Origin of the sequence: Adhaeribacter terrigena (assembly GCF_016623615.1) — a bacterium.
Taxonomy (GTDB): Bacteria; Bacteroidota; Bacteroidia; order Cytophagales; family Hymenobacteraceae; genus Adhaeribacter_A; species Adhaeribacter_A terrigena.
The window spans coordinates 62,439-80,101 of sequence record NZ_JAEHFX010000007.1 but is presented as its reverse complement, the minus strand read 5'-3'; the positions used below and the strand labels follow the sequence as shown (position 1 = coordinate 80,101).

The window sequence follows — 17,663 nt, the reverse complement described above, 5'->3', positions numbered from 1 at the left end:
CTTCTAGAACCTAATCCAAAAACTTGTTTTAAACTTTTAAAGCCGCTTTTCAGCGGTAAACGCTATCCTTTTGCCTAAAAAAACTGCTAAACTATGAATCAGCCAAGCAAAACAACCACCCCAATAAACGTGCAGGACTATAACGCCGGTTGGAAAAAAGCCCAGCAGGAATACCAGCGCCAGTTCGAAAATAAATCCGGAAAAACGCTAGGGTTTCGGGCTAAAAAAGTGCAAACGAAGCTGTTGGCAGCTTTTTTCTTGTTTTTTTTCGGATTGCCCTTTTTAAGCAGTGCCCAGAACCTGACCCAAACCATTCGCGGCAAAGTGCTGGACCGGGAATCGCAGATGCCGCTCATCGGGGTGTCGGTAGCGGTGATCAGTACCAATCCGGTTAAAGGCAGCGTAACCGATGCCGACGGCAATTTCAAGATCGAAAAAGTGCCGGTAGGCCGCCATACTTTAAAGATAAATTACCTGGGCTACGAAGAACAAACCCTCCCGGAATTGCTGCTGGGTTCGGGCAAAGAACTGGTGCTCACGGTTGGTTTGGCCGAAAATATTCGGTTAATGCAGGAAGTCGTGATAAAGGCGCAGCAGGAAAAAGGCCGTCCGCAAAACGAAATGGCTACTTTGAGCGCCCGCAGTATTTCCGTAGAAGAAACCAGGCATTACGCTGCCGCTATGAACGACCCGGCCCGCGCCGCTCAGAGTTTTGCCGGCGTAGCCGCTACCGACGATATGAGCAATGAAATTGTGGTGCGGGGTAATTCGCCGAGAGGCGTTCTATGGCGTATCGAGGGCATTGAAGTACCAAACCCGACCCATTTTGCCCAGGAAGGCGCCTCCGGCGGCCCGATCAGCATGCTGAGCGTGAACATGATCGATAACTCCGATTTTTATACCGGCGCTTTCCCGGCCGAATACGGCAATGCGCTGAGCGGGATTTTTGATATGAAACTGCGCAAAGGCAACAACGAAAAACGCGAATACGCCTTTCAGGCCGGGGTTCTGGGTGTAGATTTTGCCGCTGAAGGCCCGTTCAAAAAAGGCTATAAAGGCTCTTACCTGGCGAATTACCGTTATTCTACCTTGGCCATTCTCAACAACCTGGGCTTTAAAATTGCCGGCGATAATGCCCCTGATTTTCAGGATTTTTCCTTTAAGCTGCACCTGCCTACCCAAAAAGCCGGCACGTTTACCGTTTGGGGCTTGGGCGGTTTAAGCCGCGATGCCCAGGAAGCTGAAAAAGACGTGAACAAATGGCAGGAAGCCAGCGATGCCTTCAACAATGTTTATAAAGGCGGCATGGGTACCGTGGGCGTGAGTAATACCTATTTCCTGAATCCGCACGCATACCTGGAAACCATTGTATCGCTTTCGGCCAATAAAAGCGCTTTTCAGTACGATTCGCTCATGCCCAACCTGCAACCGTACCTGGTTTATCACGAAAATTATCAGAAAACGGCTGCCCGGGCTTCAGTGCTCTACAATCATAAATTAAGCGCCCGCCATACCGTTCGTTTGGGTGCCATTTACAGCCAGCTTGGTTTCGATATGATGAGCGAAGGCCGCAACGCCGAAAAAATAATGCAGACCTACGTAGAAAACGCCGGCAATACCGGTTTAACCCAGGCTTACGGCCAATGGAAGTACCGTCTGCTGGAAAACCTGACGCTTAACAGTGGCCTGCACCTGGTGCGGCTGGGTTTGAACGGCAGCACTTCAGTAGAACCGCGGGCCGGTTTGCGCTGGAACCTGAGCAGTGCGCAGGCTATCGGGCTGGGTTTCGGCATCCACAGCCGCCACGAAAGCATGGCCGCATACTTTGCCCGGCAACCGCTGGCCGATGGCACCTACAGCCAGGCCAACAAAAACCTGGAACTCGCCAAAGCCCGCCACCTGGTACTTTCCTACGACCTGATGCTGCGCGAAGACCTGCGCCTGAAAGCCGAAACTTATTACCAGGATCTGTATGACGTAGCAATAGCCGCCGATCCGAAATCTGCGTACGCGGCCCTGAACACCGAAGAAGGCCTCACTACTGACAGCCTGGTAAGCAAAGGCACGGGCCGCAACTACGGGCTGGAGCTAAGCCTCGAAAAATTCTTCACCAATAATTATTATTTCCTGGTCACTACCTCGCTTTATAATTCCAAATACACTGCTTTAGATGGCATAGAACGCAACACGCGTTTCAACGGTAATTATATTTTAAATGTGCTGGGCGGCAAGGAATTTAAAGTGGGCAAAGACCGAAACAACGTAATCGGGCTGAATATGAAGCTGGTGTGGGCCGGTGGCAACCGCTATACGCCAATTGACCCGGAACGCTCGCAGCAGGAAGGTACGGAAGTGTACGTAGAAAATGAAACCTTCGCCCGGCAGGCTGACGCTTATTTCCGGACGGACCTGCGCGTGAGTTACCGCAAAAACAAACCCAAAGCTTCGTATATCGTGTCGCTGGATATTCAGAATGTAAGCAACCGCCTGAACATGTACCGCCAGTATTACGACCCCTACACGCGCACCGTGGAAATGGCAACGCAGGCGGGCCTGATACCGGTTTTAAATTACCGTATCGAGTTCTAAATCTGTAAAATACTCCTGCAATGCAAAGAAGCCGGTTTATGCCGGCTTCTTTTATTTATGACTTTGGCCCTAACTGTTTAAGGAAAGCGCTAATGATTTGCACACGATATCTAAATTAAATATATTTGAACATTAAAAAAGTGTTATTGCCCGGAGCCGGTTTGGTAAACTATCCAGCCAGTATCTGGTTATTAAGAAAATACCCATGCTACAATTCGACAAACCATTTGCTACCATTGAAATAGAGCCGGAAAAAAGCCTGCTTATTTTAACGTGGCACGGGTTTGCCAACTCCGATGAATACCGGGAAGCCAATACAGTTGCCATCCAGATCTCACGGCAATACAACCTTACCAAGTGGCTAAACAATATGAAGGAAATGAAGGCGATCCGGCAGGCAGACCAGGAGTGGAGCGTGAACGAATGGTTGCCGCTTTTCAAAAGCCTCCATATTCAGAAATGGGCCCTGGTTATTGCCGACGATATGTTCAACCAGATGGCCATGAGCAGCATGATGAGTAAGATCCGGCCGCAGCTTACGCACCCCGTAGAATATTTCCAGGATCTGAATTCTGCCAGAACCTGGATTGAACGCGCTTAAATTTTTGGTTTAAGTACTTTTTAAGGCCTGTACCATAGCGTTTTCCGGTTAAAAAACTACTGCACGTAATCCTGCAGGATCTTCAGGCCTTCGCTTTCATCTGCTTCCACCACCTCGTCTATTATATACTGGATTTCGGCTTCGGTCCAGTTATCTTTTTCGGCGGCTTTCACAAAAACGCCCATGGCTACAAATTTTCCGGCTTCCAGCGGCAGTAATACTTTTACTTTCTTTCGGATCCTCATTTTCTCTTTTGTTTTTTGATCTTGATTAACGGGAATTACTTTTTTTCCGGCTTGGGGCTTTTTTGGGCGTTGCTTTTTTATGTTGCTGTGCTATCAACTTAGCCGGCGCCGGTTTTGCCAATGCGGGCGCTAAAATAGGAAAAGTTAAGCCGGCGCCATATTTAAAATGCGCATTTACGGTTACCGGCAAAATGCCGCGCGGTTTTAGTTGCCCGAAAACCACTTTGGCTACGGCTTTTTGCACCGGCGTGATCTGCTGATAACCAACTACCAGCGCCCGCGCATTTTGTATTCCCTCAAACTGAGGCAAGGAATAAGCATTATCGAAGAAAAGCACCACCGCTTTGCCCGACCTAACCAGTTCGTTCAGGAATTCGGTTTCGGGTTTGCCGTAACCTAAATTGTTGCTGGGCCGCAGGTTTGGTCCGTAAATGCTGATCAGGAGCAGGTCATACTTTTTCAGGGCTTTGCGCAGGTTGCGCAGCTCGCGGGCTTTGGTGTTTTTGCGGTTAATAGTAAAAGCCGGGGCCTGAATCTGTTCCTGCGCCAGTTTCTGAAAAACGGTAGGCTTTGAGGCTCCAAAACTAATGCTGGCTACTTTCGTCTTGTTTTTGTAAAGTTTGGTCCAGCTAAGCGGCAGGGTGTTTTTGTGGTTCCGCAAAACGGTTACCGAAGCTTCGGCAAATTCCCGGTTCAGTTTATCCGATTCAGCCGAATGCAGGTCGCCATACAAGTGTTTGGTTTCGATGGGTTTATATTGGTTCAGGCCTACCCAAAGCTTGGCTTTTAGCACTTTTTTGCAGCGCCGGTCTATTTCTGCTTGGCTGATCTCGCCGCGTTTAATGGCCGCTTTTATTTCGCGCAGCGCTACCGGCACGCTTACCAGACGCTCCAGAATATCGTTGCCGGCCTGCAGGGCTTTTACTTCGGCCACGCCCGGGGGGTGGTATTTGGTAACGCCTTTCATTACCATGGCATCGGTAATTACCAGGCCTTTATAACCCAGGTCGTGCTGCAGCAGTTTGGTGGTTATGGGGTAAGAGAGCGTTGCCGGAATGTTAGGAAGTTCGTCGAGCAGCGGAATATTTAAGTGTGCCACCATTATACCGCCTACGCCCTCTTTTATCAGCTCCCGGAACGGATAAAGTTCCAGCGAATCGAGGCGTTTACGGGTAAAAGGTACTACCGGAAGGTCGAAATGTGAATCTACATCGGTATCGCCGTGGCCGGGAAAATGCTTGGCGCAGGCAATTACGCCGTTGTGCTGCATGCCTTTCATAAACGCTACCGATTTAGCCGTTACAATCTCCTTGTTTTCGCCAAAAGCGCGGTAACTGATCACGGGGTTTGCCGGATTGTTGTTGATGTCAGCTACGGGCGCAAAGTTCAGGTGCATGCCCAGCCGCCGGAATTCGTGCGCAATTTCGGCCCCCATTTTATAGGCAAAGCTATCGGTGCGGGCGGCGGCTAAAAGCATGGGCAACGGGTATTGCACGGCGCTGTCCAGGCGCATACCTACGCCAGATTCGGCATCCATGCTGAGCATGAGCGGTACTTTGGAAACGGCCTGCAGTTTGTTGGTTAATCGCGCCTGCCTGATCGGCCCGCCCTGGAAGAAAATGATGCCGCCCACTTTGTATTTCTTTACCAGCATCTGCAGGTCTTTTTCGTATTTTTTTCCCTGGTTCGAATAACCTTCCACAATCATGAGCTGGGCAATGCGTTCGTCGGGCGTGAGCGTATTAAAAACCGAATCTACCCATTCCGATTCGGTATTCAGGGCCTGCATAAAAGTACCCTGCTGAATTTGCTTTGCGGTTTTAGGGTATTGCGGTTTAGGATTTTCTGCGGGAACAACCGGTTTCCGGCGGCAGCTACTAAGCGAAAGAAGCAGAATGGAAAAGCAAATAAGAACGCGGAAAAACGAAAAAGGCATTCTTCCAACCGGAACCAGGAAATACATGAAGCGAAGTAATTAGATAATTGGGTTACGGTTTTTCAGGCCGGAAAGATACCGTTTTTGGCGGCAAAATCTGGCCCGGCAATATCCGGAAATAAACCTGTGTCCCGAAATTTCAGGCTGATATTATTCCTTTCCGGAGAAATTATCTAACGGATTACGAGCCGGTAAATTTTGTAAAGGGCTCCAGGTTTTAGGCAATTCCGGTTTAGGGTTGAAAAACGTGCGTATAAAGGCAAGGCAGGTTGTGTTTTTTATACGGGTTACGGCATGAAGAAAATTCTAAGGTTTTTACTCATCGGCTTCTTACTTGCTCTGGGAAGCAGGAAGCTAGTTATTGCGCAGATCATTCCTTCCCAGTCGAAGGTAACTTTCAGCATAAGCCATATGGGCGGAACTGTAGATGGTACCATAACGGGCATGCAGGGCACCGTAAATTTCGATGAAAATAACCTGGCCGCCAGCAATATGCAGGCCACCGTGGACGCGGCTACCGTAAATACCGAAAACCGCGCCCGCGATTCCGATCTCCGGAAAGAAAAATTCTTTGATGCCGAACGCTACCCCCAAATAAAATTCCAGTCGAAAAGCTTTGCCAAAACGGCCCAGGGCTACAAAGTTACCGGCGATCTGACCATTAAAGACCGCACCCACGAGGTAACCATTCCCTTTCAGCGCGAACAACAAGGGAGCGAGGTGGTGTATTCAGGCAATATTACCCTGAACCGCAAAGATTATAACCTTGGTAAATCGGCTTTCCCGCCCATGGGTAAAACGGTAAAGGTTCATATTCTGGCGGTTACGCAGTAATTGTAATTATATAAAACGCTTTTAGGGAAGCCCCCGTATATGCAAGCCGGAGAAATTATACAAACCCAAATATAAAGCTATGCCTAAACTTAAAAATCTGGAAGAACTGTTTCATCACCAACTAAAAGACCTTTACAGCGCCGAAAAGCAATTGCTGGAAGCCTTACCAAAAATGGCTAAAAAAGCGCAGGATCCGAAACTGAAAGCTGCTTTTGAAGCGCATTTAACCGAAACCGAAGAACAGAAAGCCCGCATTGAGCAGATCTGCGAAAAGTTAGGCATCAGCCCGGGACGCATGAAATGCAAAGCCATGGAAGGCCTGATTGAAGAAGGCGAAGACATGATTCACGAAGATGCGGACCCGGATGTGAAAGACGCCGGTTTAATTGCCGAAGCGCAACGCATTGAGCACTACGAAATTTCCGGTTACGGCACGGCAGCGCATTATGCCGACCGCTTAGGCATGGACGATATTGCGAAGATTCTGCGTACTACCTTAGACGAAGAACAAAACGCCGATACCAACCTGAATAAACTGGCGAAAAATTACATTAACCAGCAAGCTATGTAAGCTCCGGGTTAAAGTAGCAATTGTTGAAATTAAAAAAGCCTGCTCCGGAAACGAAGCAGGCTTTTTTTTGTCCCCCTTTGGAGGGGGTAGGGGAGGATTTCCAGTTTTTCCGATAATTTAATTCAGAAATGCGTGAGTCCTCTCCCTACCCCCTCCAAAGGGGGACTTTATTATAGCCCCGCAAATCCCGTTAATAATTACCGGGTTACATCCTGGGCATCGGCCGAGGCCTCCAGGGTTAAATATTCGGCCTGCAGGGTTTTGATCTTTACAGCATCGGTGGTAGAAATGGCATTGTCGATCTCGCGTTTGCGCTGGTTCAGTTCTCCGTAAACCTGGTCCACGTAATCCCAGTCTTCCTGCGTCCAGTTGGCTTTTTTGGCGCGAACGGCTCCCATAAACGTGAGGTAAACTTCTTTAACGTTGGTTGCCGTTACGGTTTTTAAATTGCCGAAATTTCCGAGCAAAGTGTTGCGCCAGCTGGAGAGATGGGCATTATCGAGCGGGCGGCTGGTGCGGGTGTCGCGGCGGTTTTCCCAGGCCTGGTAACGGGCTTTGGCTGCTTCGTATTCGCGGCGCGTATCAGCAGAAAAGCTGTCCATTTTAGCATCAAGCTGCGCACTGCGGGTTTTGAAATCTTCTTTTACTTCCGGCCATTTTTCTTTGGCATTACTATCGGCCCGGTTGGTTTTATCGTTTACCCAGTCTTGAAAATCGCGCACCTCGTCGTCGGCTTTGGTTTTGGTAGTGGTTTCGGTGCGGCTAACGGTAACCGTATCGCGGTCGGTGGCTTCGGTGTTGGTTTCGGTGCGGGTGGTGCGTTCGCAGCTGCTTAAACAAAATACCACCGCGGCGGAAAAGGCTATGGTTTTGAAGCAAAAAAGTGGTTTCATAGTTTTTGAAAATAAGTTTAAAAGGAAGCAATAGCTTACCTGCATCAAACTCCATTTCGCCCGAAAAGTTACAAGGCAGTTTTTCAGTTAAAAAACCTACCGTGTTGTAATAGCAAGCGATAAGCAACCGCCATAATTACCAAAAGCACCAATGCAGTTTGGGCCAGCCGCGTTCTTTTCGGCATTTCCACGGTTTCAGAAAAAAGGTTTTGCTGGTTCAGAAAATAGACGGGCAGCAAGATCAGCATCAGGGTGAAAATTTGCAGCAATTCGTAATACTGCAGGTCCGGGAATTTAAGCAGCACCAGGAAAAAGCTACCAAAAAGCCAGGGGTACATTACCGTTGCTGCCAGCATTTTAGGCCGGTTCTGAAATTCCATCAGGGAAATAGAATCGCAGGAAAACAGGAAGGCCGGGGCCGCTAAAACGCCGATGGCCAGCAAGATAAAAATGAAAAGGAAAGCCATGATCCAAAGCGCCGTATCGTTGAAACCGCTCCACCGAATGGCAAACCAGAAGCCGCTTTTGGTGATGGTACCGGCAATTAAAGCCCCGAAAAACAGGTTGCAGCCGTGCAGGAAAGTCCAGAGAAAGAACGTTTTTTGCAGCCCTCTTTTCTTCCGGACAACCATAAAAAGCACTCCAGCCAAAAATGCCAGCGCCAGCGCCACGACCGGACCGGCGGCGTAAACCGCGATCACATCGGCAGTACGCCAGGCGGAGTCGGGGATCTTAAATTCGAGGTGCCCCAGGTGAAATACGGTAGGGATGCGGGCCGAAAATGCGGCCGCCAGGGTGGCTATTTGGTAGGCGAGGTAGCTAACCAGGTAAGCCAGCAGAAATAAAATGGTGCTGTTAGCCGCTACGGTTCGTTGTCTGCTGACCGCCGGAACAGGCGTAACCGGCTGATTCAGTACATCTTCGTTCAAAAGCATAAGTGGTTAAGGTTTATTCTCTAAACCTGAAAATCAGGTTGCAGGTTACTTTTTGAAGCCGGAAACATACCATTTTTAAAATATTTTTTATATCCGGCCGGCTTTATTTCCATTTTCGGTTTACAAACCCTAAATTTCCGGTTCATCATTTTTTTTAGTTACAGAATCTCCTTTATGAACCGTAACCATTTTCTATGCAGCGCCTTGGCTGCAACCATGCTTTTTGCCTGCGAAAACAAACGTACGGTACAGGAAACCGAAAAAATTCCGAACGCCGCCAATTTACCCGCCGATACCACCGCCACGACCGATACGGTGCAAACTGCAACCATAGCCGATCGCATTAAACAATACGCACCGGTGCGTTTAACCGCCGACCTGAGCAAACTCACGGCCAAAGAAAAGCAAATGATCCCGCTGCTGCTGGATTGCGCAAAAATTATGGACGATATTTTCAAGCAGCAGACCTATACCAATTACGATTCGCTGGTTAATGCTACTACCGATGCCGATCTGAAACGCTACATCGAAATGAATTATGGCCCCTGGGACCGCCTGAACGAAGATAAACCCTTTGTGCCGGGCGTAGGCGAGAAACCGGAAGGCGCCAATTTCTACCCGGCCAACATGACCAAAGCCGAATTCGAAAGCGCAAACCTCCCCGAGAAAACGAGCCAATATACCTTGCTGCGCCGCGATTCCAAAGGTAAGCTTGTTACGATTCCGTACCGCACTGCGTATGCCACGCAGCTGAAACAAGCTTCCGAATTACTGAAACAAGCCGCTGCTTTAGCTGAAGATCCGGGCCTGAAAAAATACCTGACCCTGCGCGCCGATGCTTTGTTAACGGATAAATACCAGCCTAGCGACCTTGCCTGGATGGACATGAAAACCAATACCATCGATTTTGTGGTTGGTCCGATCGAGGTTTACGAAGACAAGCTTTTCGGTTATAAAGCCGCGCACGAAGCTTATTTGTTGGTGAAAGATAAAGAATGGAGCAAAAAGCTGGAAAAATATGCGGCCACGTTACCCGAATTGCAGAAAGGCTTACCGGTTCCGGCCAAATATAAGGCAGAAAAACCAGGCACCGATGCTGACTTAAACGCTTACGATGTGCTTTATTACGCCGGTCACGCCAACACTGGCGGTAAAACCATTGCCATAAACCTGCCCAACGACGAAGAAGTACAACTGAAAAAAGGCGCGCGCCGGCTGCAACTCAAAAATGCCATGCGCGCCAAATTCAACAAAATCTTAATGCCGATCGGGAACATGCTCATTGCCCAGGATCAGCGCAAACACCTAACTTTCGATGCGTTTTTTGCTACCACCATGTTTCACGAAGTGGCGCACGGCTTAGGCATCAAGAAAACCGTGAACGGCAAAGGCCTGGTGCGGGAAGCGCTTAAAGAACAGGGCTCAGGCATTGAAGAAGGTAAAGCCGATATTCTGGGACTATACATGATCACGCAACTCCATAAAAAAGGCATGATTGAAGGCGATCTGAAAGATTATTACACCACTTTCCTGGCCAGCGTAATTCGTTCCGTTCGGTTTGGGGCAGGTGAGGCGCACGGGGCAGCTAATATGGTGCGGTTCAATTATTTTGCCGAACAAGGTGCTTTCCAGCGCGATGCTAAAACCGGCACCTACCGCGTAGATTATGCCAAAATGGAGCAGGCTATGAATAAGCTTTCCGAAATTCTGCTTACCCTGCAAGGCAACGGCGACTACGAAGGCGTGAAAAAACTCTTCACCGAGCAAGGCAAAGTTGGTCCGGAATTACAAAAAGACCTCGACCGCCTGCAAAAAGCCAATATTCCGGTAGATGTTACCTTTGAGCAAGGTAAAGACGTGCTGGGGATTTAAGAATTTGAAGATTTGAAAATGCGAGAATGCGAGAATACGAGAATGCGAGAATGAAATCATAACGGGTACTAGCTGGCGCAAGTGACGCTGTCGCTGAACACTTTCGCCAGCTCTGGTTTACCCGATAATCAACTGAAAAACCCATTAAAAGTAAAGGCCGGAAAACTTTCCGGCCTTTACTTTTAATGGGTTTTTAACGGCTGAAAACTACCCGTGAAAAAATAGCACATCAGCACATTAAAAAATTAACACATTAATTACCCTTCCACATTTGTAACGGTGATCTTCTGAATGCGGTCGCCGGCTTTGATCTGGTCGATCACGTCCAGGCCTTCAACCACTTTACCGAAGCAGGTGTGCACGCGGTCTAAATGCGCGGTATTTTTACGGCTGTGGCAAACGAAGAACTGCGAGCCACCAGTATTGCGGCCCGCATGCGCCATCGATAGCACGCCACGGTCGTGGAACTGGTTTTCGCCGGTCAGTTCGCAATCTATTTTGTAACCTGGTCCGCCGGTGCCAGGTGTGCCTTTCGCGCCTTCGCGGGAGTTCGGGCAACCGCCCTGGATCACGAAATCAGGAATTACGCGGTGAAAAGATAAGCCGTCGTAGAAGCCTTTTTCAGCCAGATCGATAAAGTTTTTAACCGTTTTAGGGGCATCTTTTTCGTAGAATTCTACTTTCATGGTGCCTTTGTCGGTAATGATTTCCGCAGTTTTCATATATGTATAAATTTGTAAAGAATTATTTTGCAAGTTCAATGGCAGCCTGTTGCTGCCTGATTTGTTTCAGGGCGGCAATACCGCGATACAAGGTAAAAACAATAACCATCCGCATAATAAGACCGGAGCTCGGGTTTACGGCGCCTTCGTTTTGGGAAGCAAAGTAAATACTAAGCCCGTAATCTAAGATCCAGAAACAGATAGAAGCGATCAGCGCGGCCATCGAGCGTTTTTTGATGCCGTAGGCCAAAGCCATGATCAGCGCACCGGTAAAAACGGTTTCCATACCCATGCCTAAACGCAAAAGTACTTCGGTCGGCCAGAAAATAGCAACAAAACCCAGTACGAAATTTAATGCGCCCAGGATGGCCGAAAGTTTAAAAGCCTGCTCCAGAACCGACTCGGGATGCGTGGCGCTGCCGCTCAGAGCTTGCTGATCGGCCAACACTTCGAGCTGGGGCATAAAGCTACCCTTTAGTTTTACAGTAAGGGTCTGATTATTAGGCAAGGTAAATTCCTGGCCCTGCAGCAATTCCTTTTTTGAATTTATTTCTCCAACTGCCTCGCCGAGATAGGTGATTCTCAGGTTTTTCCAGTTGAAGCCCCAGGTTAAGGTTAGCGGTTGCGCCGGATCATTATTCAAAAAGAAGGTTTGTTGGGCCATAAAAGCTGCAGATCAGGTATAGTTGGTTTACAAAGATACGGAATTTCCGGCCAAAGCGCCTTTGCCGGGTAAGGCACCAGTATTTCCGGATAATGGCAAATAAAAACGCTATACTTTTTGCATTGAAAAGTATAGCGTTTTCAGGCCGCAGCAATCAGAAAAAAAGCTGTTTTTTTAAATGCTGCCGTAATATTTACGCAGAAACCATTCAATTGAAACCAGAGCCAGAATTACGAAGAACAGCCATTTCAGATTGATAAGGTCTTTGAGGCTTTCCTGGGTGTAGATCACGTTTTTAAAATCCGTCTCTAACAGGTCTTTTTCAAGTTGCTCGAGTTGGTTGGGGTAATAAAGTTTGTTGTTGTTTTTGCGCGCCAGCTGGTAAAGCAGGTTATGATCGGCCAGCGAAGTTAAGGTTTCCAGCGCCAGATCCTGCACCAGAAACTCCCCGGAATCCTGCACGCGTTTGCCATCTAAGGTAGTTGCAGCGGTGTATTTATAAACGCCCCCCGGCAAATTGCCTACGTTCAAACCCGAGAAGTTTTCGCCGTTCACAAAATTGAAAGTCCGGCTTTTCTTCTTTTCATCGGTTAAAGTAAGGGTTATCTGCTGACCGTAGATTTTCTCGTAGATCGCATTATAAACTTCGCTCTGGAAACGCACATCTTCCGAAACTAAAAACTCATCCTGCACGGGGTACACATTCAGGCGTTTTTTATTTTGCTTGGTGGTTAAAAGCTGCACCAGATCGGTGATCAGTTTATCGAAATGCGCCGGTTTTTCGTTGGCCACGGCTTCGTTCAGGCGCCATTGCCAGAGGCCTTCGCCTAATAGAACGCCGTTCGTGTTTTCGTTGCCGGTTTGAACGGCCAGTAACGGACGATCGGTTTTTAAACGGCCAACCTGCTGCTGCAAAACGACTTCCGTAGCCGGGTTTAATCTGAAATCGGCAAATGGAACAGTGAGCGGCGGGTAGGTTTTAAAAGCTTCGGCAGCTCTATCGGCAAAACCGAAACGCGTGAAACTGCTGTTGATCACCGGAACCACTTCGTCGGTCTGGTTGCCGCGTGGCGCAATAAAAACACCGGCCTGCTGCTTGTTGAATTCAGCCAGATCCGATTGCGCGCCCACGATGTAAAACGCCGGGATTTTCTGTTGCTGCACCAGCTGTAAAACTTCTGAGCCGGTGCGTAAACGCGAAGGTAACTGGTGTAAAATGGCCAGGTCGTAATCCGATTTTTTGAGCGGATAAATACCCGGCAGGTAAAGCGTTACTTCAAAGTTTTCATCGGTTTCTATCGCGCTTTTCAGCGCTTTAATATCGGGGTGCGGGGCGGCAGCGGCCAGCAAAACTTTCAGCTTGCCCTTTACTACTTCTAAATAAGCGTGCTTGGCATTGTTGAGTCTGGTGAATTCGCCAGGTAAAGCTTCTATTACAACCTCATAGTGTTTTTTGCCGGGCTGGGCCGCGGTGATCTGGAAGGTAACGGTTTGCGAAGGCTTGTTTGGTTGCAGGGCAATGGTTTTTCGCTCTAAAATGCTACCGTTTTCTTTTAATAAAACGCTAGCATTCCGGCCGGAAAAACCATCGTTGCGGATCTCGGCCACCAGCGGGAATTTGTTGCCGCTGAAAGCTACCTTGTTGTATTGCAAAGCCGGCAGGCTCAGGTCGCGTTTCGGAACGGTATCGCCGAGGGCAACGGGGTAAAGCCGGAACGGAAAATCGGAATAAGCCGGCGATTTTCCCTGGTTGGCAATGCCATCAGAAAGCAACACTACGGCGGCTAAATTGCGGTTCTCGTAGGTTTCGGCCACGTTGTTGAGCAGCACATCCAGGTTGGTACTTTTCTGGTCGAAACGGATCGCGTTCAGGTTTGAAACCTGCGTGGCATTCAGACTTTTTATGGTCGTTTCGATACCGTTTTTACGCAGTGCTTCACTGATATCAGCCAGTTTTTCGCGGGTTTGGCGCAGCGCAACGGAATCGGTAAAAAGCCGAACGGATTCGGAATTATCGATGGCGAAAACGATAGCGGGTTTTTCTTCGGTATTGGAAAAATAACGTACCACCGGCCCTAGCAGCAAAAAACACAGAAAACTAACCACCACAAACCGCAAAGCCGCCAGCAGGTAGTTTAATTGCTTACTCCACAGCGGATTTTTGGAATACAACAGCCAGGCGTACGCCGCCCCCACCAAAAGGCAAAGCGGCAGAAACCAGGCCGAATGGGTTAACAGAATTCTGAATTGCTCCAATTTGGTTCTTAGTTGGTGGTTGTTAGTTGTTGGTAATAATTTATGAAACCGTTCAGGAGTTTTTTGCAGGTTGTGATTAGTTGTACTCCTGTATCAAAATTTGTTTGGTCCAGATATTTCACATCTATAGCGAGGTAAAGTTGTGTTTTCCAGTTCGTATAACGAACCACGGGCAATATATAGAAATTGCAGCGTGTCTTTGGATGTATTTCTAACACAACCTTCGGCAATGTTAGACGGAACTGATACGGCGCTTCTTCTGATCTGACTGGTTAACCCAAATAATTCTTCTTTCGGAAAATTACCTGTAAGTTGATAGATTATGGTTACTAATTCACGACTTTTCTGCCAGACTTCTAACGTTGTATAAGCTTTCTGCATAAAATTCCTGTGCTACATTTACCAACTCCAAACCTTTAAAGTTATTGCGTCACCAACAACTAACAACCAACAACGAACAACTAAGTGAGCATACCGCCATCTACCTGCAATACCTGGCCGGTGATGTAAGAAGATTGGTCTGAAGCCAGGAATACGGCCGCGTTGGCAATGTCTTCTACGGTGCCGGCGCGTTTTAACGGAATGGCTTGTTTCCAGCCATCTACTACGTTCTGATCCAGTTCGCCGGTCATTTCGGTTTCAATAAAACCCGGAGCAATGGCGTTGGAACGAATATTCCGGGAGCCTAATTCTAAAGCAACTGATTTCGTGAAACCGATAATGCCCGATTTGGAAGCCGCGTAATTGGCTTGTCCGGCGTTGCCTTTAATGCCTACTACGGAAGTCATGTTGATGATAGAACCCGATTTGGCGCGCATCATGTGCTTGGTAGCGGCTTTGGTCAGGTTGAAAACCGATTTCAGGTTGGTGTTGATCACCGCATCCCAGTTTTCTTCGGTCATGCGCATTAAAAGGCCGTCGCGGGTAATGCCGGCGTTGTTTACCAGAATATCCAGCTTGCCGAACTCCTTTACCACATTTTCTACCAGTTCTTCGGCTTGTTTGAAATCGGAAGCATCGGAGCGGAAGCCTTTTACTTTGGCACCACCAGCGCTCAGTTCATTTTCCAGCGCCTGGCCTTTTTCCACGCTCGATAAATACGTAAAAGCCACATTCGCCCCCATATCGGCGAATTTCTGGGCAATGGCGCGGCCAATTCCTTTGGAGGCGCCGGTTATTAAAGCAGTTTTTCCTTCTAATACTTTCATAACCTCAAAGGTAAAAAAGTTTTTAAAACCGGCTCCGTCTTAACAAGTTTCGCAAATCATTATTTTTCGTTTCCGGCTGTCCGGTTTATCCGCTTCCGGGCAATTTTAGTTTTTGACCTGAAAACGCTATCGTTTCGCCCTGAAAAACTAGGAAATGCCCTTTCAATTCTGCAATTTATTGCGGTAAAAATCAGTTGCTTTGCAAGATCAAAACCCGCATTTTTTAGTCCGGAAACGCTATGGTTTTTGCCCCAAAAACCCGGGTTTGCTGCTGCTTTTTGGTTTGCTACTGATTTTTGCTTTTCCGGTTCAGGCGCAAATTTTCAAATTTACCGAAGGCCGGAAAAAGCAAAAGATCCCGTTTCAGCTGCACCGGAATTTAATAATTGTAGAAGCGAAGCTGAACGGAAAAGGGCCTTTCAATTTTCTGGTAGATACGGGCGTAAGTTCTTCCCTTATTACCGACGCCGGCCTGCGCGATTCCATCCGGTTTTCCCGTGGTCCGGCGCTTGAAATTGCAGGCGTAGGATCCGGCTCCGATCTGCATGCTTATTTTACGCCCGACCTCCAGGTTCAATTGCCGGGCGTAACTTCCGAAAACCTGACGTTCGCGGTGCTTTCCGAAGATGTAATTCAGCTGGGAAGTTACATTGGCATTCCGGTGACCGGCATTCTGGGCTACGATTTTTTCAACAGCTTTGTAATAGAGGTAGATTTTAAAAAGCTAAACCTGATCCTGCACCAGCCTGCGGAATTTAAAGCTCCCCCGAAGCACGAAGCCTTGCCCTTGAAACTGGAAGGAAACAAACCTTACCTGCAAACCGAAATAGAAACTGACGCCGGAAAAGTACCCGTAAAACTCCTGCTCGACACCGGCGCCGGCTTTGCCTTGTCTTTGGATTGCAGCTCCGATAAACGAATTAAATTACCGGAAAAAGTATTGCGTTCGCATTTGGGCGTAGGTTTGGCGGGCAGCGTTAGTGGTTTTCTGGGCCGCATTCCGGCGCTAAAACTGGGGCGCTATACCGTAAATGCAGTGCTGGCTTCTTTTCCCGATTCGGCGGATATTCAGGCCAAAACCACCGTTTCCCGGAACGGCAGTCTGGGTCTGGAATTATTCAAGCGGTTTTCCGTTATTTTCGATTACCCGCACCAAAAACTTTATTTACGTAACCGTATTTCGCTGGCCCGGCCTTTTGAATACGATATGTGTGGCATCGACCTGGTTGCCGTTCCGCCAAAATACCGGACTTACCGCGTTACAAATGTACACGAAAATTCTGCCGCCGCGGAAGCCGGCATTCTCCCCGGCGATGAACTGCTTTCGCTGGACCTTCATTCCGCTTCGTCTTATACCCTAACCGAGATCAGCCGCATTTTTCATTCCTATCCTGACCGGAAGATGAATTTGCTTTTAAAACGCGACGGGCAATTGATCTATGCAGAAGTTACCCTGAAACGAAGAATTTAATCTTTCAGGTCGTGCTTCATTTTGTAGTAGCTGTCGTCTTTCGAAGTAACAATTATTCTTGTTGGAATACGAAGAATTTCTCCAGTAATAATTGTGCTAATTTTTTCAGGGCCAATTACCGGCGGTTCATAAGCTGTAATTTCAGCCACATTTTCTTCCTTTTTCATTTCTTCCGGCAAAGCATCCAGCGTAATGGCAAACCTGTGATTTTTGAGCGTGGAAACCGGCTGTTCATATAAATGATATCCCGTGCGGCTGAACGTTAAAATTACCCGTTTTTGCTTCGAATTGGTGATCCAGTTTTCCGGAAGTTTGAACCGGAAATTTCCAGAGCTATCTGTATAAGCCAGAATGCCGGGTTTATTTTTTAAGCCGATAAACGCTTCTTTCAATGGTTCGCCGTAACGGTTTTTTACGGTTCCGCTGATCATCAGGAATTTGCAGTTTTGCTGCGCAGGTTTGGCAGAAGTATAGTTTTTCAGTACAGCTTGTTTCGGCTTGGTGGTTTGGGCATGTGCAAGATCGGTAGCGAAAAGAGCTCCAAAAGTCAGGGCAAACAAGCGCCAGCCGGAAATGAGGGCCTGTTGCGGCAAGATCAGATTCCGGTTTAATTGATCTTCCCGGAAACGTCCGCAAACTTTATTATTGCTGCGGCTGAAAATTTCAATTACTTCCCGGTCGGATTTGGTGCTGAAATCGATCACGCATTTCTGGCAAACGTCGCAAAACCGTCCGTTGCCTTGCGGAATCATCGCGTTCCAGTCCTGTTCGCAGGGCTCCGGAACGTTTATTTGTAATTTTACTTTTGCCATAATTACAGGAAGTTACGAAAAAAACCGGAAGTGTAAAAATGCTATGGTTTTTCG

Annotated in this window: 16 protein-coding genes; 6 read left to right on the top strand and 10 right to left on the bottom strand. The window is 48.0% G+C overall.

Annotation, left to right across the window (positions count from 1 at the left end; translation table 11 throughout):
* The first annotated feature begins 93 nt into the window (after positions 1-93).
* Both I5M27_RS13515 and I5M27_RS13510 read left to right on the top strand, forming a co-directional pair.
* Positions 94-2,589 (top strand): TonB-dependent receptor, encoded by a 2,496-nt coding sequence (locus tag I5M27_RS13515; RefSeq protein WP_200506845.1) that lies wholly within the window; start codon positions 94-96, stop codon positions 2,587-2,589.
* A gap of 205 nt (positions 2,590-2,794) precedes the next feature.
* The gene (locus I5M27_RS13510; protein ID WP_200506844.1) at positions 2,795-3,190 is read left to right on the top strand and encodes an STAS/SEC14 domain-containing protein; all 396 of its coding nucleotides are present in this window, start codon (positions 2,795-2,797) and stop codon (positions 3,188-3,190) included.
* Positions 3,191-3,246: 56 nt separating this feature from the next.
* Here the strand turns inward: I5M27_RS13510 and I5M27_RS13505 are convergent, their stop codons facing one another.
* Both I5M27_RS13505 and I5M27_RS13500 read right to left on the bottom strand, forming a co-directional pair.
* Positions 3,247-3,435 carry a hypothetical protein gene (locus I5M27_RS13505; RefSeq protein ID WP_200506843.1) on the bottom strand — a complete coding sequence of 63 codons (189 nt, stop codon included), beginning with the start codon at positions 3,433-3,435 and terminating at the stop codon, positions 3,247-3,249.
* Positions 3,436-3,460: 25 nt separating this feature from the next.
* Positions 3,461-5,224, bottom strand: a complete 1,764-nt coding sequence (locus I5M27_RS13500; RefSeq protein ID WP_234462534.1) for a glycoside hydrolase family 3 protein — start codon at positions 5,222-5,224, stop codon at positions 3,461-3,463.
* A 441-nt stretch (positions 5,225-5,665) separates the two neighbouring features.
* On the opposite strand from I5M27_RS13500, the gene I5M27_RS13495 reads away from it, so the two are divergent.
* Entirely contained in the window at positions 5,666-6,205 is a 540-nt protein-coding gene (locus I5M27_RS13495; RefSeq protein ID WP_200506841.1) for a YceI family protein, read from the top strand.
* A 79-nt stretch (positions 6,206-6,284) separates the two neighbouring features.
* Positions 6,285-6,776, top strand: a complete 492-nt coding sequence (locus I5M27_RS13490; protein WP_200506840.1) for a YciE/YciF ferroxidase family protein — start codon at positions 6,285-6,287, stop codon at positions 6,774-6,776.
* 197 nt (positions 6,777-6,973) lie between these two features.
* Here the strand turns inward: I5M27_RS13490 and I5M27_RS13485 are convergent, their stop codons facing one another.
* Both I5M27_RS13485 and I5M27_RS13480 read right to left on the bottom strand, forming a co-directional pair.
* Complete coding sequence (locus tag I5M27_RS13485) at positions 6,974-7,669, bottom strand: hypothetical protein (RefSeq protein WP_200506839.1); 696 nt, start codon at positions 7,667-7,669, stop codon at positions 6,974-6,976.
* Positions 7,670-7,752: 83 nt separating this feature from the next.
* Positions 7,753-8,604 carry a hypothetical protein gene (locus I5M27_RS13480; protein WP_200506838.1) on the bottom strand — a complete coding sequence of 284 codons (852 nt, stop codon included), beginning with the start codon at positions 8,602-8,604 and terminating at the stop codon, positions 7,753-7,755.
* A 174-nt stretch (positions 8,605-8,778) separates the two neighbouring features.
* On the opposite strand from I5M27_RS13480, the gene I5M27_RS13475 reads away from it, so the two are divergent.
* Positions 8,779-10,476 carry a dipeptidyl-peptidase 3 family protein gene (locus tag I5M27_RS13475; RefSeq protein WP_234462533.1) on the top strand — a complete coding sequence of 566 codons (1,698 nt, stop codon included), beginning with the start codon at positions 8,779-8,781 and terminating at the stop codon, positions 10,474-10,476.
* A 257-nt stretch (positions 10,477-10,733) separates the two neighbouring features.
* On the opposite strand, the gene I5M27_RS13470 is transcribed toward I5M27_RS13475, so the two are convergent.
* The 5 genes from I5M27_RS13470 to fabG form a co-directional block, all read right to left on the bottom strand.
* Positions 10,734-11,198: a peptidylprolyl isomerase gene (locus I5M27_RS13470; RefSeq protein WP_200506837.1), complete on the bottom strand. Its 465-nt coding sequence runs from the start codon at positions 11,196-11,198 to the stop codon at positions 10,734-10,736.
* 22 nt (positions 11,199-11,220) lie between these two features.
* Positions 11,221-11,862 (bottom strand): hypothetical protein, encoded by a 642-nt coding sequence (locus I5M27_RS13465; protein ID WP_200506836.1) that lies wholly within the window; start codon positions 11,860-11,862, stop codon positions 11,221-11,223.
* 174 nt (positions 11,863-12,036) lie between these two features.
* A complete protein-coding gene (locus I5M27_RS13460) occupies positions 12,037-14,118 on the bottom strand; it encodes a VWA domain-containing protein (protein WP_200506835.1) in 2,082 nt (693 codons plus the stop codon).
* A gap of 93 nt (positions 14,119-14,211) precedes the next feature.
* Positions 14,212-14,499, bottom strand: a complete 288-nt coding sequence (locus tag I5M27_RS13455; RefSeq protein WP_234462532.1) for a four helix bundle protein — start codon at positions 14,497-14,499, stop codon at positions 14,212-14,214.
* Between the two features lie 80 nt (positions 14,500-14,579).
* On the bottom strand, positions 14,580-15,326 hold the full coding sequence (gene fabG, locus I5M27_RS13450) for a 3-oxoacyl-[acyl-carrier-protein] reductase (protein WP_200506834.1): 747 nt from the start codon (positions 15,324-15,326) through the stop codon (positions 14,580-14,582).
* 199 nt (positions 15,327-15,525) lie between these two features.
* Between fabG and I5M27_RS13445 the strand changes: the two genes are divergently transcribed.
* Entirely contained in the window at positions 15,526-16,797 is a 1,272-nt protein-coding gene (locus I5M27_RS13445; protein ID WP_200506833.1) for an aspartyl protease family protein, read from the top strand.
* On the opposite strand, the gene I5M27_RS13440 is transcribed toward I5M27_RS13445, so the two are convergent.
* Entirely contained in the window at positions 16,794-17,609 is an 816-nt protein-coding gene (locus tag I5M27_RS13440) for a peptidase associated/transthyretin-like domain-containing protein (RefSeq protein ID WP_200506832.1), read from the bottom strand. The genes I5M27_RS13445 and I5M27_RS13440 overlap by 4 nt on opposite strands.
* Between the last annotated feature and the right edge of the window lie 54 nt (positions 17,610-17,663).